At 48.2% G+C, this 24411-nt stretch carries 19 protein-coding genes; 3 read left to right on the top strand and 16 right to left on the bottom strand.

Features of this window, described 5'->3' with window-relative positions:
* Positions 1-17: 17 nt before the first annotated feature.
* Positions 18-881: a helix-turn-helix transcriptional regulator gene (locus BM200_RS00760; RefSeq protein WP_091180200.1), complete on the top strand. Its 864-nt coding sequence runs from the start codon at positions 18-20 to the stop codon at positions 879-881.
* A gap of 39 nt (positions 882-920) precedes the next feature.
* On the opposite strand, the gene BM200_RS00755 is transcribed toward BM200_RS00760, so the two are convergent.
* The 13 genes from BM200_RS00755 to BM200_RS00695 form a co-directional block, all read right to left on the bottom strand.
* Positions 921-1700, bottom strand: a complete 780-nt coding sequence (locus BM200_RS00755; RefSeq protein WP_091180198.1) for an AraC family transcriptional regulator — start codon at positions 1698-1700, stop codon at positions 921-923.
* A 25-nt stretch (positions 1701-1725) separates the two neighbouring features.
* Positions 1726-2301 (bottom strand): LysE family translocator, encoded by a 576-nt coding sequence (locus BM200_RS00750; RefSeq protein WP_091180195.1) that lies wholly within the window; start codon positions 2299-2301, stop codon positions 1726-1728.
* Between the two features lie 138 nt (positions 2302-2439).
* Positions 2440-3333: a nicotianamine synthase family protein gene (locus BM200_RS00745; protein ID WP_091180192.1), complete on the bottom strand. Its 894-nt coding sequence runs from the start codon at positions 3331-3333 to the stop codon at positions 2440-2442.
* A 126-nt stretch (positions 3334-3459) separates the two neighbouring features.
* Positions 3460-5481: a beta-galactosidase gene (locus tag BM200_RS00740; protein ID WP_091180189.1), complete on the bottom strand. Its 2022-nt coding sequence runs from the start codon at positions 5479-5481 to the stop codon at positions 3460-3462.
* A gap of 185 nt (positions 5482-5666) precedes the next feature.
* The gene (gene lspA / locus BM200_RS00735; RefSeq protein ID WP_091180187.1) at positions 5667-6119 is read right to left on the bottom strand and encodes a signal peptidase II; all 453 of its coding nucleotides are present in this window, start codon (positions 6117-6119) and stop codon (positions 5667-5669) included.
* A gap of 166 nt (positions 6120-6285) precedes the next feature.
* On the bottom strand, positions 6286-7866 hold the full coding sequence (locus BM200_RS30255; RefSeq protein WP_245772842.1) for a galactose-binding domain-containing protein: 1581 nt from the start codon (positions 7864-7866) through the stop codon (positions 6286-6288).
* Between the two features lie 5 nt (positions 7867-7871).
* Complete coding sequence (locus BM200_RS00725; protein WP_091180184.1) at positions 7872-9908, bottom strand: discoidin domain-containing protein; 2037 nt, start codon at positions 9906-9908, stop codon at positions 7872-7874.
* A 27-nt stretch (positions 9909-9935) separates the two neighbouring features.
* Positions 9936-11924 (bottom strand): discoidin domain-containing protein, encoded by a 1989-nt coding sequence (locus tag BM200_RS00720; RefSeq protein WP_091180182.1) that lies wholly within the window; start codon positions 11922-11924, stop codon positions 9936-9938.
* 262 nt (positions 11925-12186) lie between these two features.
* On the bottom strand, positions 12187-12954 hold the full coding sequence (locus BM200_RS00715) for a sugar phosphate isomerase/epimerase family protein (protein ID WP_091180179.1): 768 nt from the start codon (positions 12952-12954) through the stop codon (positions 12187-12189).
* 33 nt (positions 12955-12987) lie between these two features.
* Positions 12988-14628: an extracellular solute-binding protein gene (locus BM200_RS00710; protein ID WP_091180177.1), complete on the bottom strand. Its 1641-nt coding sequence runs from the start codon at positions 14626-14628 to the stop codon at positions 12988-12990.
* 114 nt (positions 14629-14742) lie between these two features.
* On the bottom strand, positions 14743-15639 hold the full coding sequence (locus BM200_RS00705) for a carbohydrate ABC transporter permease (RefSeq protein WP_091180175.1): 897 nt from the start codon (positions 15637-15639) through the stop codon (positions 14743-14745).
* A 13-nt stretch (positions 15640-15652) separates the two neighbouring features.
* Positions 15653-16567: an ABC transporter permease gene (locus BM200_RS00700; protein ID WP_091180173.1), complete on the bottom strand. Its 915-nt coding sequence runs from the start codon at positions 16565-16567 to the stop codon at positions 15653-15655.
* A gap of 434 nt (positions 16568-17001) precedes the next feature.
* Positions 17002-17859 carry a helix-turn-helix domain-containing protein gene (locus BM200_RS00695; RefSeq protein ID WP_091180171.1) on the bottom strand — a complete coding sequence of 286 codons (858 nt, stop codon included), beginning with the start codon at positions 17857-17859 and terminating at the stop codon, positions 17002-17004.
* Positions 17860-18003: 144 nt separating this feature from the next.
* Between BM200_RS00695 and BM200_RS00690 the strand changes: the two genes are divergently transcribed.
* Together BM200_RS00690 and BM200_RS00685 are read left to right on the top strand one after the other, a co-directional pair.
* The gene (locus BM200_RS00690) at positions 18004-18954 is read left to right on the top strand and encodes an MTP-1 family protein (RefSeq protein WP_091180168.1); all 951 of its coding nucleotides are present in this window, start codon (positions 18004-18006) and stop codon (positions 18952-18954) included.
* Between the two features lie 37 nt (positions 18955-18991).
* A complete protein-coding gene (locus BM200_RS00685) occupies positions 18992-20074 on the top strand; it encodes a Gfo/Idh/MocA family protein (protein ID WP_091180166.1) in 1083 nt (360 codons plus the stop codon).
* A gap of 77 nt (positions 20075-20151) precedes the next feature.
* Here the strand turns inward: BM200_RS00685 and BM200_RS00680 are convergent, their stop codons facing one another.
* Genes BM200_RS00680 through BM200_RS00670 form a run of 3 tightly spaced genes read right to left on the bottom strand, consistent with a single transcriptional unit; the run spans position 20152 to position 24394 of the window.
* On the bottom strand, positions 20152-20823 hold the full coding sequence (locus BM200_RS00680; protein ID WP_091183388.1) for an SGNH/GDSL hydrolase family protein: 672 nt from the start codon (positions 20821-20823) through the stop codon (positions 20152-20154).
* Positions 20824-20826: 3 nt separating this feature from the next.
* A complete protein-coding gene (locus BM200_RS00675) occupies positions 20827-23889 on the bottom strand; it encodes an alpha-mannosidase (RefSeq protein ID WP_483869912.1) in 3063 nt (1020 codons plus the stop codon).
* Entirely contained in the window at positions 23843-24394 is a 552-nt protein-coding gene (locus BM200_RS00670) for a hypothetical protein (protein ID WP_139230740.1), read from the bottom strand. The genes BM200_RS00675 and BM200_RS00670 overlap by 47 nt, the downstream gene beginning before the upstream one ends.
* Positions 24395-24411 lie beyond the last annotated feature (17 nt).

Below are 24411 nucleotides of genomic sequence, written 5' to 3'. Positions count from 1 at the left end.
ATGAAAGGAGTTTCTCTATGACGATGCCCTCACTTCCCGGCAAGCTGCTTTATGGATCAATCAGCGAGCCGCTCTGGATCGAATATGACCGGAGAATCGGCTATCATTCCATGGATAATACCCACTACCATAGAGCCTATGAACTCTTCTATTTATATAACGGGGAAAGAAACTTCTTTATTGGAGATTCGGTCTACCACGTCCGTGCCGGAGATTTGGTGCTCATCGATTCCAACGTTGTGCACAAAACCTCGGAACTGGACAAGCCTAATCATGAACGGGCAGTTCTTCATTACGACCATGCCTTCTTTGCCGGATTAATCCGGGAGGAGACGGAGCTATTGCTTGCTCCCTTCGGTGCTGATCATCCGATCGTGAAGCTGAACCTTCAGGAACAAATGCATGTTGAATCGCTGCTTGCCTCTCTGCTGAGTGAGCTGAGCGAATCTCCCCCCGGCTATCGGCTGCATATCCGGAACATGGCGATCGAATTGCTGCTGTTCACCGCCCGCCACACGCAGAAACGCAAACAGCTGCCTAGCGTTGAGCTTACTCCCGTCCAGCGGAAGGTGACCGATATTATCCGCCATATTAACCAGCATTTTCGGGAGCCGCTGCATCTGGACGACCTGGCCAAGCAATTCTATATAAGTAAAGGCCACCTGTGCCGCGTCTTCAAGGAAGTGACCGGCTTTGGCTTCAGCCAATATATCAATACCACCCGGATTAAGGAGGCTGAGCATCTTCTAAGGGAAACGGACTTGAGCATTACCCAAGTATCCGAGCGCTGCGGCTTCGAAAACTTCTCCCACTTCGGCAAGGTGTTCAAGGAGCTGTCCGGCCTGTCCCCGCGTGCTTACCGGAAGCTCGTGCAGAAATAAAAAAATGGCTGAGCAGGATTCTAGCCTGTTCAACCATTTTTATTTCAAATGTGCGATATACTCGTATGCGGTTGTTCCATATACGCTTTTAAAATGCTTATTCAGATGAGTCAAATCAACAAAACCACAGGCAGCTACAGCAGAATAAATGTCTTTGCTTTGCTCAATGACCCGCTTGGCATGTTCCACCTTGCAATTAAGAAAATACTGGTAAGGCGATATTCCTGTCTGAGCTTTGAATAGACGAATAAACTGATATTTGGACAGTTGAAGCTCCTTACCAATCTCATCCAGCTTCAAAACATGCTCCAAATTGGCATGAATCATATCCTTGGCCTTCCGGATTAACGCGTTATCTTTCCTCATGTAGTCTGTCGAAAGACTGGATTGAACAAGGCGATCCGTGAGGGACAAAAATAATTCACTGCACAACGCCTCCTCTTTTTCGCCTAATATGGCGCTCGACAGATTTAATACTTTTTGTTCAAGCGTCCGATCATACACGATAGGGCTTGAGAAGCGCACGATATCCTTCTTCTCCATCACTTCGAGCAGCAGCTCGGGATCGATATAAAGCATGACATAATCAAGTCCTGACTTATCATGTGCCATTCCGTCATGGGTCTGTTCAGGATGAAACAGCATAATGCCGTTCTTATGGGATAATTGCAGACTGCCGTCCAAATTATAATGTTGAATACCGCGCAGGGTAACACCTATCGCGTACTCCTTGTGCGCATGCTTCTTATATTTAAATTCCGTCATGCTTGCCGATAACGCCGTAATGCCTACCGATTTTTTATAAATAAATTTCTCCATTTCGCACTCCTCTGCTTAAGCTTGCCTATTCCCATATCATGATGGCTGCGTAAGCTAAAAATAAAGCCATGATCAGATTCGCAGCCGTTTGATGCTTATGTAAAAATTCCTTAAAGACGGCACCAAACAGAACCCAGGTAATAAAAGCAGCAAACCCGATCAAAGTTATCCCCGCGATATAAGCCGTTACCATCGGGATTCCGCTGCAGTAAGGCATAATAAAAGTCGGAATGACGGTCAGTGCAAACAATACGGTCTTTGGATTTAAAAACTGCAGCAGGAAACCGGATAGAAAGGTCACCGTTTGGTTAACTGTTGCTTGTGAAGTATTCTTTTTGACCATTTGATAAGCTAGATAGACCATATAGAGACTTCCTGTTATCTGCATAATGACCAGAATTTTTGGCATTACCGTTAATAGCACCGTATTTAAGGCAGCAGAAATAACTAGCAATAAGCCAAAGCCAATCGCCGATCCATACGAGAATTTCATCGCCTTCCTTGCTCCATCCTTAGTTACGGTAGACAAGATGAGAATATTCGTAGGCCCGGGTGTAAAAGTAGCAATCATGCAGTACAGTAAAAAGGATGTCATATCCATGAGAAGCGCCCCTTTCGTGCTCTTCTCCTATCCTACATCCGAAAAGAAATGGCCTATAGTATATTATTGCAGATCACAAAAGTGGCAGACAACCTCCAAGTGTAGGGAGTTGTCTGCCACTTATTACTCTAACCGCAGTCAATCCAGCATGGAATGAGGCGCTGCATGTTCCAGAAACAAGGTCGAATTAATAACCAGATTCTCGTCCGGAATAGTCCGCCCCAGAATCCGCCAACCTTGGCTTTGCAGCTGTGTTTCATCAATAGCCTCATACATGATCTGCTTCATTCCCTCCGCTGTGCGGACAGCTACCAGAGGACTCGGAGAGGTGCGGTTAATCTGTTCGAACACCGCCTGTTTATTTCTGACGAGACTAGCAACAAAGATCCGGTTATAAGAGCCATAATCGAACCTTGAGCCATTCTCCAATACGACAGACACTTTATTGCCCAAGCCCATGTGCTCAAGCAGCGAGCAAGAGGCTTCATAGGCAACAGCATCCATCTCTACGCAGATGACCTCCACATCGCCAAGCAGATGCAAAATGATTGGACTTAGAGGCATTGGTCCGCTGCCAACAAAGACAATCGGCGACTTGTCTGATTGGCGATCCTCGCGGGTAAACCGGTGAAGAGTGGACAATTCCTGTCTGACCAAGGCGACATAAACAGGCCAATGAGGCAGCCCTTTCACAGCATCCAGGACGGGCTCCTGGGATTTGCTGGCTTGACGGGAATCGCTTAGCTCAGTCAGAAATTCGGCTTCTGACAGCTTATCCTGCAATTGCCGTTGGTGCAACCGAATATACTCATTGCTCAGAACAGCTTGTACCTCTTCCGGTAAATAGCGGGATCGCAGTTGAAGGGACAGGCGGCTGATCATGCTCATGACCAGTTGATTAGCAGGAGAAAGATCTATTTCTCTCTGAAGAAGCTCATTGGCTTCACGGATAAAAGCGATAAAATCGTTAATCACTTGCATTCTTGGCAAGCTGGCTGTATGTATAGCAGAACCCGCAGAATAAACGTCCATTTGCCCGACTCCTCCTTCATCCCACTTCCATTACTTCGAAATATATTCAATTGGGCAAGGATGTAGAAGGATACTCCTATGACAAAAAGACTGCCTTGATCTTACGATCAAGGCAGTCTTTTCAAATTATTTCATAGAGGCTTCGCTTTCTTCAATAATCACCAGCCCCCAGCGATCTAACGCGATTTGCTCGCCCGAGGCGATATTCCGGGCAGACAATAGCTCAATCCCGTTCCCATGGGGATAAGAGAACGACTCCGGCTGATTCGAATAGTTAAAGTAATACCGGATGGTCCGTCCTGCTTCATTAACTCCCGACTTCACGATTAACGGGAAGCGAAGGGCCTGATCCGGACCATATATTCCAGCAGCCTTGCACGCTCTTTCTAACACTTTACCCGCAACCTCCGAACTTGGAACATAACCGATATAGGTGGCTGTACCGCGGCCGTATTTGTTTTCGGTTATAGCTGCATAGGTCCCCCAATGAGGATGATCATACCAGGCGAGCACCTCTGCCTTAGTTGGCGTAAGGAGCTCCATCCAGACCTTCACTTGATTGGACTCCTCGTCAACTCCAAATGGATTTCCCTTAAGCGAGACCTTATTGGGCTCTACAAACTGACTATATTGGATGCCGCATGCCTTTTCTATAATTCCTGGCTGAATGCCGGTCCGGACCTTTATATGTTCATTCGCAAACCCGCTCTTAAACGTATAAACAACATGACCGCCTGACTCCACATACCGGTTCAACTTCTCTAGAAGCTCGTCTGAAGCCGCATAAAGCGCCGGTACGACGATCAGGTCATAGTTCTCGAACCTGTCATAAGCGCTTGGATACAAGAAATCACAACCGATATTCATCTCATATAACCGATCATAGAGCAGACGAACCATTTCGTTGTAACGCACTTCGCCTCCAGGCAGCTTGAACCATTCGATCGAGGTTAGAGCCTCGTTGCTGACAAGGATTGCAGTCCGGTTCTCTTTCTTCAAATTAATCAGGTTAGCAGACAGCTGCTTGAAATCGCGGCCAATCGTTACCGCTTCTTCATACGTTGGATTGCTCTTCAGATCATGACTGAGCAGGCCCTTCCAATACGTTTCAATAGAGTTATGAATCGAATGCCAATGCCAATAAGCGACCATATTAGCCCCTGAGGCAAGATGGCTGAAGGCTTGAAGCCGAAGCTGACCAGGATAAGGAGTCCAATTCGGGAACGCCTGCGCTTGTGTCTCGATGACGAAATAATTGTTGCCCTTCAGCGAACGAGTGGAGTCGCCTCCAAACGAGATCTCCTTCCCTGTCAGCTCGTCCTGCGAGGGATGATAGATATCAACTCCGGCAATATCGAGTGCTTTTGCTGCTTCGTAATGATCGACATCCTTCTGAACACCAAACGAATGTCCTCTCCAATCAAAATCAAAGTTATGGGTCACGAATTGATCAGGCTGTTTATATTCATTAACAATGGAAACCTGCCAAGCCAGAAATTCCGTAACCAACTGGCGCTGGAACCGGGAAAATTCTGCGCCAAGGCTGCCATTAATGGTACCTGCAACGGAAGGAAAGTCTTCCCAGCCATTGATCCGGTTACTCCAATAGTCGAGGCCAAATTCCTTATTCAGCCGCTCCACTGTACCAAATTTTTCTTTCATGTATTTAATGAACCGATGCTGAACATTCGGGCCGCTCGTGCCGTAGTGCTTCGTTTCGTTATCCACCTGATAACCAATAACAGCAGGATGTTTGCATACTCGTCCAATCAGCTTGCGAATAATTCTTTCCGAATAAAAGAGGTACGTCGGGTTGGCAATATCCATAATCTGTCTTGCGCCATAACGCCCCGGTCCGTTTGGCGTCTCTGCCAGCACGTCCGGATGTTCCTTAACCATCCAAGTCGGCACAGCATACGTTGGCGTTCCGACAATAACATGAATGCCTGCTTCATGCATTGCGTCAAGCACACGGTCAACGCTGGTGAAATCGAAGATCCCGTTTTGCGGCTCATGGGTACTCCATGTCGATTCAGCAATCCGGACGACATTAATACCGGCAGCCTTCATCATTCGAATATCTTCCTGAAGCCTCTCATAAGGCATATACTCATCGTAATAAGCCACGCCATAGTATAATTGCTGCATCCTTGAGCTCTCCTTTTATTCACCTTATTGAAGTAAACTCTCACCTTCATTTTAGTGGACGAGCGGATAGGTTTAAACGACAAAAAGATGCGACCTATAACAAAATATTGTCATTCAAACTTTGAAAGACTGCCAAATTAAAACACTCATTACCCATTAAGATTAAAATCTTGCGAATCATAAGCTCAACTATGACGAAAGACTCTTTTTAACGGTCGAATGACAAAACTAATGATTAATAGCAACACTCCGATTTCAATCGCATGATCCGCCATATTGAGCACACCGTTACCGGAACGCGACACTAAAAAATCAGTGACCTCCCCAAACAACAGTCGATCAATGCCATTTCCAGCCGCTCCCCCTACCAGGAAAGCCAAGCTAATCTCGGTCGTTTTCTCATTAAACATTCCTTTTCTTCGATTGTAGATCACAACCACAATAAACAGAACAGCCAAGATCCCAAAGAGACGGCCATAACCTTGAAAATGGCTTCCAGCCATCCCACTGTTCTCAATGTGAGTCATTGGAATACCCCATAGAGTGTAGGTTTCATCAATCTTTACGTTAATACGGATTATTATTTTTGATAGTTGATCGACCAATACAACAAATGCTGCAATGATATAAAAAAGCATAGACTTCTCGCCTTTCCTCGTTCATTTCCCCCTGTTTAATCCTCTATTTCGCTTAATGATATCATAATCTCTTAACTCGATTGACTACAAATGCTTGATAGGCCAGTCCAGTAAAAGAGACATCCGTTCCCAAATAACAGGAATCGGATGTCTCTTTTTCTAAAGTCTAATTATTGTATACTTCAAAATCCCACAAGGAATAGCCCCACCCTGCATTCACTCGCTGCGTTCCGTACATCCTGACATATCTGCCGCTGACGGCGTTGAAAGTAATGTCATCAATGGCGCCATCTCCTGTTGTAGTTGAGTAGACGGTCGTCCAGTCGGAAGCATTGTTTGATACCTGGATCTGGTAGCTCTTACCGTATGCGGCTTCCCAGCTAAGCCTCACACGGCTAATCGTTTGCGAAGAACCAAGATCCACGTAAATCCACTGCGGGTCGCTGTATGCCGACGACCACCGAGTACCCGAATTTCCGTCGAAAGCTTTAACTGCCGTACGACTTGAAGCGTCGTCAGTAGACGAAGCTGTTGCACTTTTATTCAAAGCTAGGTTGCTTGACCCTAAATTCAGATTAACAAACCTTGGTCTGTAATCATTCGTATTATTCGCTCCGCCCATTCGGTTTACATTATAGGAAATAAGCAGCTGTCCCGGGCTTGAGAGGTGAGGATGCGCCTTTGCATTATAGGTGTAACGCTGACCGGAGCCCACGCCTTCAAATTCGGGTGCGGTATAGAATTTAACCGGCTGCGCGAACGGACCTGTCAGACTGTCACCAATGGCATACATCATATCGGCACTCTGTACGCCGTTGGTATAGACAGCAATATATTTCCCAGAATAAGGCCCGCTGGTAACAGGTGTAACGCTTAGCTCGGTCGAGACATTACTTAACAGAGCGGCAGAATCCGTAATTGTCGAGCTCCAGCTGCTTCCGTTCCAATATTTCAGATTGTTAAAATTCGGGAACTCGGACCGGAGTACTCTAGAGACGATTAAATCCTTCTGTCCGCCAATAAGCGCATCCCTGTATCCGTACAGATAGATATAACCGTCCGGATTCGGCGCTCCCGCTTGGGCAGAGTTGTTCATTATGCCAACTCCATAGTCGTACAAATAGGTCGTATTTTTAAAATATAGCTTGGAGACGGCCGAGGTTTTGGTAAACCCGGCGTAATTAGGCTCTCCATTAACGACTGGTATGGTAATTAAGTCGACCTGTTTGGGCTTCCAATCGCCGTCAAACGGAATACCAAAAACATACACATTCCCTCCGAGCGCAATAGCCTCCTGCATCCAGGCCGTATACCCGAACAGGTTGTTCCCCTGAGATGTGTTCAGATTAGCCTTATCCCCATACTTGAAGCTCATGTTGCTAACCGTAGGAGTGTTTCCCGTCAATACGGCCGAGGAATGGTTCTGATAGGCCAGATTGCTGATTGTACCGGCAGCATTGGCAGAGCCAAGTATCGTATCGCTAAAGATAAAAAACGTCTTGGAACTGCTGCCGGCACTTCCAATCGAGTCCACCTCATTTAGAGGGGTGGAGTAAATCCCGTCAGCATTTAACCAGGTATTGGAATAGCCTGCCCGGTTGAACAGATTGGTCCAATTATCCGCCGTTGAGGAAGTCAGCACAGGATCGGCCGCCGAAGCCGGAGCCGGATTGTCAAGAAGGCCGGATGATAATACCGTAGTTACCCCTACAACTGCCGTGAGCATTGCTTTCATCCTCTTTTTCATCGGATTTACTCCTCCAATTGTTCAGGAGCTTCTGTATCCGCTGCCTGCCCAAACACTTTGAACTCCCATAACGAATAGCCGTACATCGTACCTCTGGAAGTACCGTACATCCTTACATATCTAGCTTCAGTTTCGTCGAAGTTGATGATATCGGTGCCCCCGTCTCCCGAAGTCGTGCTGTAGACGTCGGTCCAGTTCTGTCCGTCATTCGACACTTGAATCTGGTAGCCTTTGCCATAAGCGACTTCCCAATCCAGTCTGACCCGGCTGATGAGGCTTGGAGTTCCAAGATCGACCTGAATCCACTGCGGGTCGGAGGAGTCGGATGCCCAGCGCGTTTGGCTGTTTCCGTCATTGGCTTGGGCGGCCGGGTTCGAGCTCTCCGAGGAAGAAGCGGTAATCGCTTTGCCTTTAGCGAGTTCTACGAGCTCCGGACCGGTTGGCGGCGTCAAATTCAGCACCGGATTTGCCAGGTCGAGCTTATACATCATCTGATTATAGTTGTAACGCGGCATAGCGGGAGCATCCGTAAACGTATTGGTGAAGGTTGCCTCGAAGTAGAGGTAACGGCCATTATCCTTGATGAAATATTCATGCTGGGAAGGATTATAGAAGGAATACTCGTTGTGGGTAATTATTTTTTTCGCGACCTTCCACGGTCCGTTTGGAGCAGGTGCTTCCGCAAACCAGATTTCGCCGAGCAGCGATGTCTTCCCAAATTTCTCCTGGCCAATCATCACATAGCTGTGGCGGTATTCATTCCACTCGACGGAGCTTTGGGCGATTCGAACCTCGTCGCCTGAATCCACGTCTTTCAGCTGGAAATAGCGCTCATCGTCTGCATGAAGGACACCGAGTCCAATAAGCTCCTTCTCTTTATCCTGCGTAAGCATTTGCGTGTTTTTCTTCCAGCCCCATACCAGCTTGCCTTCAGCGTCACGCTCAAGCTGCGTGTCCGCCCCGGCATAAGTCGTCCCTGGCGCAAGCGGGGTAAAATACTCGTATTGGGTGTAATCCACGATCGATTCCATCTTCGCCTCTACCCGAATATTCGGATACTCGTACTGCGTGAAAATATAATACCCTTTGCCGCCATCCTCGTAATACGTTCCTTGACCGCCCATTCCCGGGTAGCGCCAGTCGCTGGTACCTGGAAATTGGACCAGCTGCTCGAACTCTTGCTTTTCATCATTAAAGATCAGAATGCCGAAAGAACGAGGGTTAGGATCATGCGTGCTATAAGCGGCCAGCAGCCGTTCCTCACCATTATTGTCCTTTACCGTCATCAGTCCAAAAATCCAAGCAATGTTCGCTCCATCCGGAAGCGGCGGAACGAGACTTTTCACAAAGCCGTCCTCGCGTGTAATATAGTCGAGGTCTACGCCAACATCGAGATCCAGACCTTGGCTAGGGAGCTTCGAGGTAGCGCCTGTCACGCGGAAATTCCCAAGCGGATAGGAAGGCCGGTCCGTATCGCCCCAGAACCAGTACAGCTTATCCTTGTATTTAATGGTTTGAACCGAATCCTGCCCCATGACCTTCCCGTTTAAAAGCGGTTCTTGAATTGGCGTCGTCTCTCCAAGCATAACGCTGTCCCTGTAGATGCCTTGCCCTGTTACCCGGTACAGCCGTTCCGCGATATTGATCCGGTTCATCTGAATCGTCACGCTTCCGCCCGGCGTCACGTTGACCGCTTGACCGCGATAGCCGAACATGTCTGTCGGAACTTCATACCCGTTGCTGGAGAGATGGAAGAAGACCGTTTCATTCATTAGTCCCGGCTCGTCAAAAGCGACGTTGCCGGCGCTGTCCGTATAGAAGCGGATGTTATTTGTCGTCTTCAGCTCCACAGCCGGTATACCTCTGCCCGTCTCGGCGTCAACGACGTGAATTTTAAACAGCTCCTGATTAAAAACTTGGCTTTGCGTTCCGGAAGGATGACTATCCGATGCGCTTGCCGATGCGAAAGTGCCGGGGATAATGGCCACTGCCAGCAGGACACCCGCCATTATTAGAGATGCTTTGCGAGAATGAAATTTCATGCGTTTATCTCCTCCATTCAAGAATTATCAGGTGTTTTGCGGGGTTCCATACACTTCGAAATCCCGCACGGAATAGCCGTCAAAGACGCTTCTTGGCGTACCGTACATCCGAATATACCTGGCCTTCATATCCTTGAGCTTTATTTCGTCGACACCACCATCACCGGCTGTCGTGCTGTAAACATTGGTCCATTTCTTCCCATCGTTTGAAACTTGAAGCTGGTACGCTCTGCCGTACGTTGTTCCCCAGTTCAACACGACACGTTGAATGGTGCTTGGAACTCCAAGATCAACCTTCAGCCATTGCGGACGTTTGGATGCAGATGTCCAGAATGTCTGTGAGTTCCCGTCATTAGCCAAGCTTGCCGAGTGGCCCTTCTCTTGCGATGAAGAGGTGATTGCTTTGCCGTTGGCCAAATCAGTCGCCAGCGGCGTAAGCCCAAGCTTCGGATTGGCCAGATCAAGCTTATACATCATCTGATTGTAGTTATAGCGCGGCGTTGGTTCACTGTCTGTGAACGTATTTGTATAGGTGGCTTCCAAGTAGATGTATCTGCCGCCCTCTTTGTCGAAAAACTCGTCGTGAGCCGGGTTATAGAAGGTGTAGTTGTCATGCGTAATGATTTTTTTAGCGGTTGTCCACGGCCCCTGCGGCGCTGGTGCCTCCGCGAACCACATTTCCCCAAGTCCTGATGTACTTCCGCCCATTTGCTGACCAAACATGACGTAACGATGGCGGTAGTCATTCCATTCAACTGAGCTGCCTGCGATTGTTACGTCAGCGCCAGTGTCTACATCCTTCAGCTGGAAATAACGCGGATCGTTTTCCTTGATTAATCCCAGACGGATGAGCTCCTTCTCCTGGTCCTGCTTCAGCGGCGGCGTATTGTTCTTCCAGCCCCACACAAGCTTGCCTGCGGCATCCCGTTCAAGCTGAGTATTCGCTCCGTTATAGGTCGTCCCGGGCTTAAGCGGCGTGAAAGACTCATACTTTGTATAGTCCTTGATCGAATCATAGGTTGCCGGTACACGGAGATTTGGCATCCGGTGCTCGGTGAATACCCAATACCCTTTGCCATTCTCCTTGTAGTAGCTCGCTTGACCACCCGGATGGCGCCAATCGTCCTTGTCCGGGAATTGGACAAGCTGCTCGAACTGCTCTGTTTGATCGTTGAACTGGAGAATGCCGAAGGCGGACAGATTCGGATCATGCGTGCTGTAGCCGGCAAGCAGCCGCTCCCGCCCGGTTGAATCCTTAGCCGTCATTAAACCAAATACCCATGCGATATTTGCTCCGTCTGGCAGCGGCGGCACAAGACTCTTGACGAAGCCATCCTCTTGCGTGAAGTAGTCCAGATCGACACCCACATCCGGATCAAGACCACCTTGCCCCGGAAGCTTCGAGGTAGCCCCCGTGACACGGAAATTCCCCAGCGGATAAGCAACACGATCCGTATCACCCCAGAACCAATACAGCTTGCCCTTGTATTTGATCGTCTGAACGGAATCTTGGCCCATAACCTTTCCGTTCAAAAGCGGATCTTCAATCGGGGGCGTCTTGCCAAGCAATTGGCTATCCCGGTAAATACCTTGGCCGGTCAAGCGGTACAGCCGTTCGGCGATATTCACCCGTTCCATCGTCAGCGTAGCACTTCCTCCGGGCGTCACCTCAACGGCTTGCCCATAATACCCGAACATATCCTGGGGAACCTTATAGCCATCACTGGACAAATGGAAAAATACCGTATCATTCATCAGCCCCGCCTCTTTAAAGGCGACGTATCCTGCACTGTCCGTATAGTAAGTCATGTTATTGGTTGTCCTCAGTTCTACAGCCGGAATCCCCCGTCCGGTCTCTGAATCGACGACCTGAATGCTAAAGGGCTGCTCACTATAAACCTGGCTGGACACGGGTGACGGTGCGGCATTGTCCGCGGACATCGTCCCCGGGAATATAGCCAGACTCAGCAGAATAGAGGCAACAAACCCGGATGTTTTTCGAAACTTCATATGCATGCGTAATAATCCTCCGATCAATATAATGTCCCTATCGCATCTCGTAATCTATGATGTCGCAATGTACCTCCTTCACGTTTCCATTAATCGCTTCTCTCATAATGTCATCGCATCACCTCCTTTCATCCGTTTTGACCCGACTCTCAAAAGTAAAGCGCTTACATTTATGATAGATGCCAATTGCATTCACAAAAAAAGAGCAGCATGCTGTCGGCAAACTGCTCCTCAATTTTTGTGAAACTTCTTCTACCGCTCCTGCAGTTTAAAAGCCGTTCCTATGAAAAAACGCCAGACTGATTGCCGCACTCTCAAGTGATGACGAGGAGAAGATTTCCTGCTCGACAAAGATATACTTGATGCCCGATTCCTCCGCAACCTGCAATACACTTGCGAGATCAACAGCACCTTTGCCTACCTCGGTATCTCTGCGACCTTCCACAAAATCCTTAAAATGTACGAGCGGTACACGGCCGCTGTATTTCTTTACATAATCCACGGGCGTATAGCCTGCCGTATGAATCCAGCCCAGATCAAATTCAGCGATGAGATATTGTGCTGGAACCAGCTCCAGAAAATGATCCATAACAGGTTTATTGTTGACCAGTTTAAATTCAAAATCATGGTTATGATAACCAAATGTCATTCCTGCATCAGACACTTTCTTTCCAACTTCTTCAAAAATAGCCGCCAGTCTCTTCACATCATCCAAAGTTGGATGATCGGGCAGAGGCGCCGAAGGTGCTACCATATACTGCAGACCAAGTTCCTGAGCATACTCAATCTGCCGGTCAAGCTCCGATGACCTTATATCTGCTGCTTCGGAATAATTCAGCCCGACATGAGCAGATGGTGCTTGCAGACCAAGCTCATCCAGTAGCGCCCTGACTTCCTTGGCAGGCGTATTGTAATATCCCGCAAACTCCACCGCTTTATAGCCTAGCTGCGCAGCTTTGCGAATCGTGCCCGGAAAGTCTTTCTCCGTTAAATCACGCAAGGTATATAGTTGAAGACCAATGATTGGTTTAGCCAATATCTCTCACTCCTATCTGTAACCCTGCATGAATTACTTCGTTGCACGAGCTGCAGCATCGTTGTAAATTTGAAGCACTTTATCGATGTCGCCCATTTTCTTAACTTTGTCCGTAAATTTGGACCAATCTTCAAAGCTGGATTTGCCCGATACGAATTTTGCCTGCTCTTCCGTCACGAAGGTTTTGACCGGGTTCATAATTTCAGAAATCTTCTGGCTTTCTTCTTGCGTGAATTGGATGCTAGGCTCGCTGTACGAGGATGGAACATAATCATTCTTAGGCATCGGCAAGCTCGTCAGGTATGGCGATTTCTCGATAGGAACCTCTTCATATTTGCCATCAAAGTAAGTATAATCCTTGGCTGCGAAGTCTACGAACGCTTTGGCATCATTAACCATTTGCAGACCAGGGTTATAGTTTTTACTTGCGCGGATCCCGTACTTATCGCCGACTAACCAAGGATCCGGCGCGCTTTTAAATTCATCGTTAAAGGTTTGCACACCGTCTGCTCCAACCGTATATGTGGTTCCTTCAATCCCCCAAGTCACGAGGTTGATGATCTTGTCCGTGTATTGATAGTCAATAAGCTTGATCAGATCTTCCGGAACTTTCGTTTTGGCATTGATACAGAACTGAGCCCAGCCCAGATCCGGCGTATTGCCGTTTGCAACTTCCTGCCACGATTTTCCGTAATCCGGATTATCCGGGTAAAGAGTAACCGCGAACACTTTTCCGTCATTCACCGTTCTCGTATATTCCGCCGGAGTCGTGAACCATTGCGCCAGCCAAATAAAGTTATCGCCATTCAAGGCTTTTCGTTTAAGCGTATCATCCGTATCAATCGTATACTCCGGATCTAGAAGCTTCTCCGCGTAGAGCTTATTGGCAAATTGCAATGCGTCTCTGTATCCGTCTTCAAGAACGCCGTAAACATATTTGCTGCCATCCCAAAAAATATCATCCTTCACATGAGTAGCAGCGAACAGAGAGCGCAAGCTGTTCCATCTAGTAGCGATCGGATATTTATCCGGGTACAGCTCTTTCAGTTTCTTAGCGGCCTGGTACACGTCATCCCATGTTTCGGGAATTTTAATATTATTTTGCTGGAAAAGATCGTAACGGTAAGAGGATGTATTTTGAATCAGCATGCCTTTATCAGCCGGGTACCTTGGCGTTGACGTTTCTTTGAAGGTATACATTTTGCCTTCTGCGTTGGTCACGCGCGTCAAGCCATTCTTAACCTTACTCAAATAATTCATATAATTCGGCATAAGATCCTTGTATTGACTTAGCTCAAGAATCTGGCCTTCTTCCGCCATTTCAGTCGTGTCATAGAATAATGGAGTAACGAAAAAGTCCGGCAGATCATCACTGGCGATCATTAATTTCAGCTTCTCATCGTATTCGGAGGAAGGAATATAGTTGAAGTCTATATTAACCTCCCTGCCCATGTACGCTTCCATTTCCTTCTGCCATTCTTTCCCCATCATGCTGTTTTCGTTATCAACACCGTTAGATGGCAGCGCTACCGAAAAGCTCAAAGGCTTGCTGTCTGTCGTACCCGCATTCGAGCTGGACGAATTATCCGGTGCGTCATTGGTATTATTGGTACAGCCTGCTACTGTGAGAGCCAACATGGAAGCTAAAAGCAAAGACATGGTCTTTCTTTTCATACAAACCCCTCCTGTATAATTATTGGTTTACAGCATGAAATGAGGCTTACTGGATACTGCGCTATGAACCACCTCCCAATTAGGATCCTGGCTTCCATCCTGCACGCGTTACCGCTAGCCCTTAATCGAGCCAACCAGTACCCCTTTTGTGAAATGCTTCTGGAAGAAAGGATAAATACACATAATCGGGAACATCGTGATAATGATGACACTCATTCTTATCGCCTGCGGATCAAGGGAATCACCCGCCTGATTAATCGCAACGTTGCCGGCGCCCACCCTGCCTGCTATGGCATTGGTGTCCAGGGTAAACAAATAGTTTCTTAATACCATCTGCAGCGGATACTTATCCTGATCCTGAAGATAAACCAAGGCCTCGAACCAGCTGTTCCAGCTCCCTACCAGCCCAAACAAAGCAAAGGTCGCGAGCAGTGCCTTGGACAAGGGCAGAACAATTCGGAACAGGACCACCAGGTCATTGGCTCCATCCATTAAGGCGGACTCCTTCAGCTCCGCCGGAATGTTCATGAAGAAGGTCCGGAATAGAAAGACGTTATACGCTCCGATTGCACCCGGCAGAATCATAACCCATATCGTATCGAGCAAATGCATGCTGCGCATAAGCAAATAGGTAGGAATTAAGCCCCCGCCAAAAAACATCGTAATCATGAGAAAGATCGTTAGAAACTTCTTCCCTACAAAGCCCTGAACGGTAAGAGGGTACGCCATCAAGGAGGTAAACAGCAGCATGAGACCCGTGGAGCCTGCCGCATACATAATCGAGTTGATATAACCTTTAAAGATAAAAGGATCTTTAAATACGGTGGTATAGGCCTCAATATTGAAGCCTTTAGGCCAGACGGTCACGCTTCCGGATGAAATAAAACGGGAGCTGCTCACGGAAGTAGCCATAATGTTCAGAATCGGGTACAGTACAGTAACCATAATCATCAGCATGATCAGAATATTAACCGTATCAAAAGCTCTGGAACCCAAGCTCACCTTTTTCATTGCTTCTCATCTCCTAGAACAAACTTGTATCCGATACCTTGCGGCTGATCAAATTGGTCAGATACAGAACAATGAAGGATATAACGGACATGAACAAGCCGATGGCCGTTGTATACTCGTATTGCGCCCCCAATATCCCCTGCCGGTAAACGTAAGATCCAATGACGTCTGCCACACTATAAGTTTCAGGCGAATAGAGCAGTATAATTTTTTGGAAGTCAGACCCCAGTATTCCTCCGACGGCGAAGATCAGCAAAATGACGGTTGTTGATTTTAAGGACGGCCATGTAATATGTACAACTTTCTTCCACCGGTTGGCGCCATCCACTTCCGCAACGTCATAAAGGGTAGGGTCTATGCCGCTTAATGCTGCCAGGTAAATGATCGTACCGAAACCGATCCCTTGCCAAATCCCCGACGAGATGAAAATCGTTCTGAAATAATCCGGTTCCAACAGAAACATGATAGGCGTTCCGCCAAAAAAGGAAATGATATCATTAAACAGTCCGTCTCTCGCCGTGAACTCCTTAATCATGCCGGCAACAATGACAACCGATATGAAATGCGGAAAATAGGAAACGGTTTGAACAATCTTTTTAAATCTCTTGTTTCGCAGTTCATTAAATAGCAAGGCAAGAATAATTGGTGCGGGGAATGACCAGAACAACGTAAATACCCCTAACAATAAAGTGTTCTTGAGCACCCTGAACGCCATCGGATCATGAAAGAAAGTGTTAAAGTATTTAAATCCAACCCATGGACTGTCCATTATTCCTTTTGACGCGCTATAGTTTTTAAACGCAATTAGAATGCCGTACATCGGAAAGTAATTAAAGACGAGAACCGTCAGAAAACCCGGCAAAACCATTAAATAAAGATAGCGATGTCTTATTATCCTTGACCACAAGCTTCTATTGGTTGTCTCCAAAATAACACCCCTTCAAGAGCTATTGTCCAAATTAGTATACCAACTAACTTTTTTTAAAGATTGAATTTTTGATTCCGACACGATGAATTTATCCCTGCTGCGTTATTAAACTTGGAAAACTAAAGTCAAGCCTTTTACATGGAAGCGTATTCATTTTTGAGCCCATACAAGATGCTTCATAGGCGATATCCAAGTTAACTACATAATTTGTACACAGAAAGGAGCATGGCCAATAAGGGATGCGATTCAATAGGAACGGCTTATCTCCCCTCCTAATCTTATTATACTATGTTAAAATTAACACATACTTTTTGAGACGTCAATACAGTTTTATTCCTACATTTTCCTATTATTTTAGCTGAAGTTAGTATAAGTTAGTATGCCAACCCTTTAACATAGGCTAAAAGCCCGATTCGGTTGGCGAATCAGGCTCTTCACAATTTGTCACGCATGATTCTGCCGAATTGACGGAATCGATAAGGCGTCATATGATGTCTTCTCTTGAATAACTCATAGAAATAACTAACGTTCTCAAGACCGGTCTCCATACTAATGTCCAGAATGTCTATATCGGTGTTAAGCAGCAAATTTTCTGCGTAAGACATTCGAAGCTCGTTAATGAATTGCGTAGGCGAGATCTTTAGATGCAGCTTAAACATTCTGCATAGATACGCATGCGATTTGCCTGACAGCTGAAGTAATGCCGATGTCCCCCTTGTAAAATGCTCTTTTTTCCTCATCTCCGAGCAAAGCGCCAGAAACCAATCCGGTTGTCCGTAGGGATCATCCTTTTCCGCTGTAATTCTGATATAACGGGAGAATAGATCCGTCAGCAAGGCTCTCACCTCTGCTTTGACGACCAGCTTCTCGTCCGATGGGATTACATTCATCTGGTCGAGCCGGTAACGCACATACTCCTTCTCCGTCTTGGTAAGCAGAATGGTCGGTGGTAATTCCGGCTCAAACAGCCTATCACTCGGAAACCCGGCCCCCAGGAAGCCGAACAATTCATCAATAACCTCTTTATAAAAAGAAAGATTAATGAGCTGGCAATCCCCTTCACCCGTTTGTTCATAGCAATGAACGTCGCGGTCACGTATGAACACAAGCGTGTTCTCCTGCAGCAGCTGCCGGGTGCCGTTAATGACATGAACAACACTGCCTTTCAAGATAAGAAACAGTTCAAAAAAATCATGGGTATGCATGCCAACCGTATCGTTAATTGAAGTGATTAGCCGATAGTGAGCTTGAATTTCCGGGTCTATGCCATCCGCCGCAAGAAGCTTTAACATTGCTGCCACCCCCACATCTTTTACGCGCTCTTAAATACCATGTCAAAATACCATAAAATATATTAAATATAAACAAGATTTTATAGCCTTTCTTCCATTACGATTAAGCTGACTAGACAAACGATCGAAAGGAGATTTCGAGCAATGAATCTGATTGAGCAGCGCAGGCATTTCGAAGACAACAAACGCGTTTACGAAAGCGCCAAGCTTAGCTTCAAAGGCATCGCCGGCTTTGACGTCTACAATCCATCGATTCCGTTCGAATGGAACGGTAAGCGCTTTATATATGGCCGTGTAGAAAAACGGGATGAATGGGCCCGCTCCTGGGTACGCTTGTTTGAACAAACCGGCCCGAATGAATGGACCCTTGTGCCGGATACGATGATCTATCAGCTTGAGGACCCTTATATCAGTATTATTGACAAGCAGCTTATCCTTGGCGGCACGCATGTCCGTTATAACCAGGGCCAGCTGGATACGTTTTACGGTTATTTTTACAAAGGGACAGATCTTCAAGATCTTCTCTATTTCACGACGGGTCCGGATCGCATGAAGGATATCCGGCTTGTCCAGCTTCCTGATAGCAGGATTGGCGTATTCTCCAGACCGCGGAGCGAAGAAGTGCGTCAAAAATACGGAAGTGAATCTCTGATCGGCTTCACCGTCATTAATAGTCTTGATGAGCTGTCTTCGGAGATCATCGAGAACGCGCCGCATATTCCCGGACTATTCCAGAAGGACGAGTGGGGCGGCTGCAACCAGGCATACCTTCTGGAGAGCGGTAAAATCGGCGTTATAGGACATATTTGCTATAAATCTGACAATGGCACGTTAGCTTATATGAACATGTCGTTCGTACTGGATCCGCAAACAAATCAGTTCACCGATCTTAAAATTATAGGCACCCGTTCTTGTTATCCCGAAGGACCTGCCAAAAAGTCCAATCTGACCGATTGTGCTTTTACAGCCGGCATCGAAATGCGGCCTGACGGCAAGGTTAATCTGTACAGCGGTATCGGCGATACCGAATCCGGCCGCATCGTGATTGATTACCCGTTTGAACAGGAAGGGCCGATTGTAACCTTCCCGCAATAACCTTTACAACCCATAAAAAGAAGGGACGAATTTAAAAATGGCAAAAACACAACGAATCGGAATTATCGGCAGCGGCGGAATTGCCTCTGCGCATGTAAGAGCATATAAACAGCTGACTGATGTCGAGATTGTAGCGGTCGCCGATGTAATCTCCGGCAAAGCGGAGAGCTTTATTGACAAGGAGCAGCTGCATGGCGCCAGCCCTTTTGAAGATCACCGGAAGCTGCTTGAGCTAGATCTGGACGGCGTCAGCATCTGTACGCCAAATGCTTCGCACCACGTTACGACCGTAGACGCTTTGCGGGCAGGCAAGGCTGTACTGCTTGAAAAACCGATGTCCGTTACCTTGCAGGAAGCGATTGATATGGTTCATGCCTCCCAGGAAACCGGTAGCATGCTTACAATTGGCTTCCAACCCCGTTATGACCCTAATATGAAAGTCGTTAACGATATCGTCCAATCCGGCAAGCTCGGCAAGGTCTACTATGTAGAGACTGGCGGCGGACGCAGACGCGGCATGCCGGGCGGAACCTTCATCCGCAAGGATCTCGCTGGCGCTGGTGCCATGGCAGACATCGGATGTTATTCCCTTGACATGGCGCTGAATGCGCTCGGATATCCTAAACCGCTTACCGTATCGGCGTATACCTCCAATCATTTTGGCACCAATCCGGTATATCACCCGGAAGCGGACAAATTCGATGTAGAGGATTTCGGAGTCGCGCTTGTCCGCTTTGAGAATGATCTGGTGCTGCAATTCAAGATTTCATGGGCTATGCACATGGATTCCCTCGGCTCCACAATGTTCCTTGGTACAGAAGGCGGCCTTAAAGTTAATCCTTTTGGTACCGGGAACTGGTCCGGAGTCTGGGATGGCCGCGTTGGCGACATGAAGCTGTTCCATGATTTCATGGGCAAGCAGACAGAGACCCCTATCCCTGTTACCAACTCGGATACCAACCTGTTCTTTGAGAAGGTCCGCGACTTCTCCGAGGCCGTTCGGGAAGGACGTACCGCTCCAATTCCGGGAGAACAGATCGTCATTCAGCAAGCCATTATCGACGGGGTGCTCCGCTCCTCCTCTTTGAAGAGAGAGGTTGCCATCGAGCTTCCGTTCTGATAACCGTAATCCTAATTTTATAGATGGAAAGACGGATAATGGCGCCATCGGGAGAAATCCCTATGGCGCCATATTTGCTAGCCTTCCATCCGCTTCCACTCAAAGCCGAGAGCCTGCAGTACCGCCCGCGCAATAACCATATGGCCAGCCAAACCTGGATGCACCCGGTCAGAGGCAATGGCAGTAGGATGTACATATTTGAACTGTGAAGCAAATGCCGCCTGGATATCGATGAAATGGGCACCAGACCGCTCTGCGACTCTTCTGGCTGCCTGACCGAATTCATCCATCCGTTTGCGCATCCAATCCTCCGGGTTAGGCTCCAGATAGAATGGAGTCATAAGGATAACTCCCTGAAGTCCTTGCAGCCCTTGCTGCGCGGACGTCACCAATTCCTCCAGGGTCTGCTCATACTCCTCCAGCAGCACATGCGATTCCGGAATAAACGGCTGATCGAACTGCCTCCACACATCATTAATGCCAATCATAACGGTCAGCCAATCCGGCTTCAGCTCCAGCACGTCCGTCTGCCATCTTGCCTTCAAATCACGCACGGTATTGCCGCCGATGCCCATATTGGTTACCCGGATGGACAGCTCCGGATAAGCGGTTTGCAGCATGGCATCCACCAAGGCAACATAGCCTTTGCCGACGCCTTGAAACAAACCTTCCCCTTGCGGGAATTTACGATCGCAGTCGGTAATCGAGTCACCAATCATCACAAGCCTTTGTCCTTGCCCGAGCTTCATCATTTAAGATACCTCCCTTGTATGTGCAAGACGAATGGTTTTCACTTCAAATGGCCGGAATTGCAGACTGATACGGTCATTTTCGACCGGCAGCTCCGTCAGGTTACGTTCCAGCATATCGGTCTCAAACAGAGCCGAATAGGACAGCCCAACGCGAATGCCGCAAGACGCAGAGGATCCTTTGCTTTCGTACAGACGTATGATCCAATCCCCGGAGCCGTCTTCGGCAAGCTTGACTGTCTCCGCAATGACATTCGCCTGATCAACCTGAAGCAGAGATTGTTCGGTCAGGCTGCGCGTTCCGCTTAAGGCGTGAAGCGGATAATTAAGTTCGTAAGCTTCTTGAATGACCCGGCTGTCGTGGAACGCTCCGTCCCAGAACAGGAAGGCATAAGTGAATTGTTGCGTTCCTTGATCGGAGGTTTCATCCGGATAAGACGGCGAACGAAGAAGCGTCATGCTGATCGTTTGATCTTTTACCGCAACGCCGTACTTGCAATCATTGAGCAGAGCAAAGCCGCGGTTCGTCTCCGCAAGCGCCGTCCACTTATGCTGGCTTACCTCGAACCGGTCCGCATCATGCGGCCGGGAAGCGTGATTAGGCCTGCGCACATAACCGAACTGAATCTCCTGCATCGACTCATTCGCGTGAATCCGAACCGGGAAATCCACACGCAGCATTTTGTTCTTCTCATTCCACTCCACCGTTGTATGGAATTCAACTCTCCGGCTTCCGGTCCGAATCCGGATATCCTGTACCATCGTTGACTCATGAAGCTTCCGCTCTATGCGGATATTGGCAAATAGTGGTCCATTAGCCGTGACGGTAATTACCGCTTTGTCTTCCAGCGCTACCTTGGATGCCTGATAGCGGCGGTCAATCTCCCAAGCATCAAATGCGGAAGGCTGGTCCCTGTACATCGCTATGGCGTTGCAAGAATCCGCTGCCCATTCGGTGCCCGTCTGTTTATCTACAATACTGATGAGATCGCCTCGATCGTTCATCTCAATGGTCAAATACTCGTTCTCAAGATGCGACTTGGTAGCCCAAACAGCTGACGAAGCGACGGTCGGCACCTCTTGCTCTTCCCGAATGACTCCATAAGTTGACCAGCCCATAGACGGCGACTCCAGTTCGGCATATAGGGTGCCGTCATGCCATTGTACCGGCACCGCATTCCCTGTATGGTCTGCAATCGCTTGAACGCCATCGGGCAAGGCAACAAGCTCCTTCCTGTCCCAGGAAAGCGAATTAAATACGGTGACGCCTGATGATTTGCTCTCTAGCAGAGAAGCTCTAGTCTCGCCAGCCATTACATGCATAGTTTCATGCAGCCTGGCCAGCTCAGCCTGCGCCTCTTCATGGACTCGATGAATAGACGTACCGGGCAGAATATCGTGGAAATGATGCAATAACAGCTGCTTCCATAGGTGATCCATTCGCTCGTACGGATAAGCCTTTCTCTGCAGCAGCTCCGCCGCCGCACCCCATAATTCAAATTCGCGGAAGCCTATTTCCGTCTTGCGATTCAACCTTTTCAACTGGGCCTGCGTCGTATACGTCCCCCGGTGGGCAGGATAATACAGCTCTCCAACGTATTTCGCGTCCGGAATCCCTCTTTCCACCTGATCTTCAAAAAAATCAATCGGCGAACCTTGTCTCGTCCGCGGTACGCCTTCCAGATTTTCGAGCCGGCGCAGGAACTCCATATCATCCCGGTTAGCCCCGCCGCCGCCGTCTCCATGTCCGTACTGCACGAGTCTGGTGGCAATGCCATCCTTCTGCACACGGTCATTCCACTGCCCAATTAAGAACGACGGATTCACGCGAATCGGATAGTCGCCATAATCCAGCAAATGGGTCAAAATCCCCGAACCGTCAATGCCTTCCCACATGAACGTATTGTACGGGAACGGATCTACAACATTCTCGTAGGTCTGGAACATCTTCACGGAAGCAAAATAGTTGATCCCGCAGCCTTTCATAATCTGCGGCATATTGCCGGAATAACCGAATACATCGGGCAGCCACAGCATCTGGTTGTCCTTGCCGAACTCCTCCTGGAAGAACCGCTTGCCATGAAGGAATTGGCGAATCAGACTTTCCCCGCCTGCGAGATTCGTATCGGACTCTACCCACATCCCGCCTTCGGGAATGATCCGTCCTTCCTCCACTCTCTGCTTCATACGTTCGTACATCTCCGGATAAAGCTCCTTGGCCAGCTGGAACAAATAGGGTTGGCTCTGGACATACTGATAGTCCGGATATTCCTCCATAAGCGCCAGCTGGTTGGACATCGTGCGGGCAATTTTCCGCTTCGTCTCTTCAATCGGCCACAGCCAGGCGATGTCAAGATGGGATTGCCCCATAAGGAACAAGAGCGGTGATGTTGAACCGTTCACACAGGAGAGGAGCGGCTCCATCAAATCTCGGCAGAACCGAACATTATCTATAAGCTTCTCTCCCTGCAGCCCGAAATCAACGGCAGCTATCACATCCGTCAAACATCGGTTAATTTCCGCAGCCCGCAGCGAGTTGGCATCGGTGAACGTAAGAACCTGCCATAAGCATTCGAGATCGATGAAAAACTGATAGACATCTTCTTCAAACAGGCAGAGATATGATTCGCCAAATACCGGCTGTTGATCGGAATGACCGGCGTAAGCTTCGGCAACGAACTCGAATTGCTCCCCTTCCGAGGCGCTTCGGGTCAGCGTCACATCATGATGCTGCATATCCATCGCTCCGCTAACTATTCCGTTAATGTAGAGCGTCGCTTCCGAGCCAAAATCCGCAACCACAACCAGCCGCCTGCCCTCTGCTTCCTTCGGAACAACGATTGTTCCGCGCAGCCAGAAATACATCCAATTGCTGCCCCAACGATCACCAGGATGTATTGGCTCGAACCCGCAGTTACTGATCTCTGAATAAGAAAGGCGTTCATTTGTGATAAAACCGGTAAATTCGACTGCAGATATTTTTTTATAAATCAACCTTTGCTTGGCTCTAAGCAGGTTTTCAAGTTGATACTGAATCTCTTTTCTCGTATTCAAGTCCGGGTTCACATCCTATAGATTCGTCTTTGTTGTATCTAATGTCAGATATTCGCAGGGTGGCAAGACTATGACAAGGCAGCGACATCCCTACTTCCGAGCCGCAGTCAGGCCGTATCGTGCGCGGCAGCCGCTCCTTATGTTTTCCGTCGAGCTGGGCGGCCGTGACATCGCCCGACTCGGAACCAACAATGAACGTGAAGCTCGAAGAATCGGATCCCGAATTGTACAATCTTACGAGGAGGTCCTTACCATCCCGCTGCACGGAGCTGATCTCGATTGAAGGATCCGTTACCTGCAGAAGCGACATGTTCTGTGCAGTATTGGAAGATAACCGAATGTGTACCGGCAGCAGCGGCTCTGTCCAACGCCGAGATTCACGCTGAATGCCTGCCCGCTCCCAACGGTCGCTATAAGGCAAGATCGCGTAACGCATCTCTTGAACGTTCTGCAGCGGACGTTTGCCCCACCAGAAGCCGCCTTCCCCGCCCCATCCCAATGTCAGAGAGAGCGGCACATCCTCCCCATGTGAAT

The sequence above is a fragment of the Paenibacillus catalpae genome, from assembly GCF_900112695.1.
Lineage (GTDB): Bacteria > Bacillota > Bacilli > Paenibacillales > Paenibacillaceae > Pristimantibacillus > Pristimantibacillus catalpae.
Note: the sequence above shows the minus strand (reverse complement) of the source record. Positions and strands in the feature narration are given on the sequence as shown.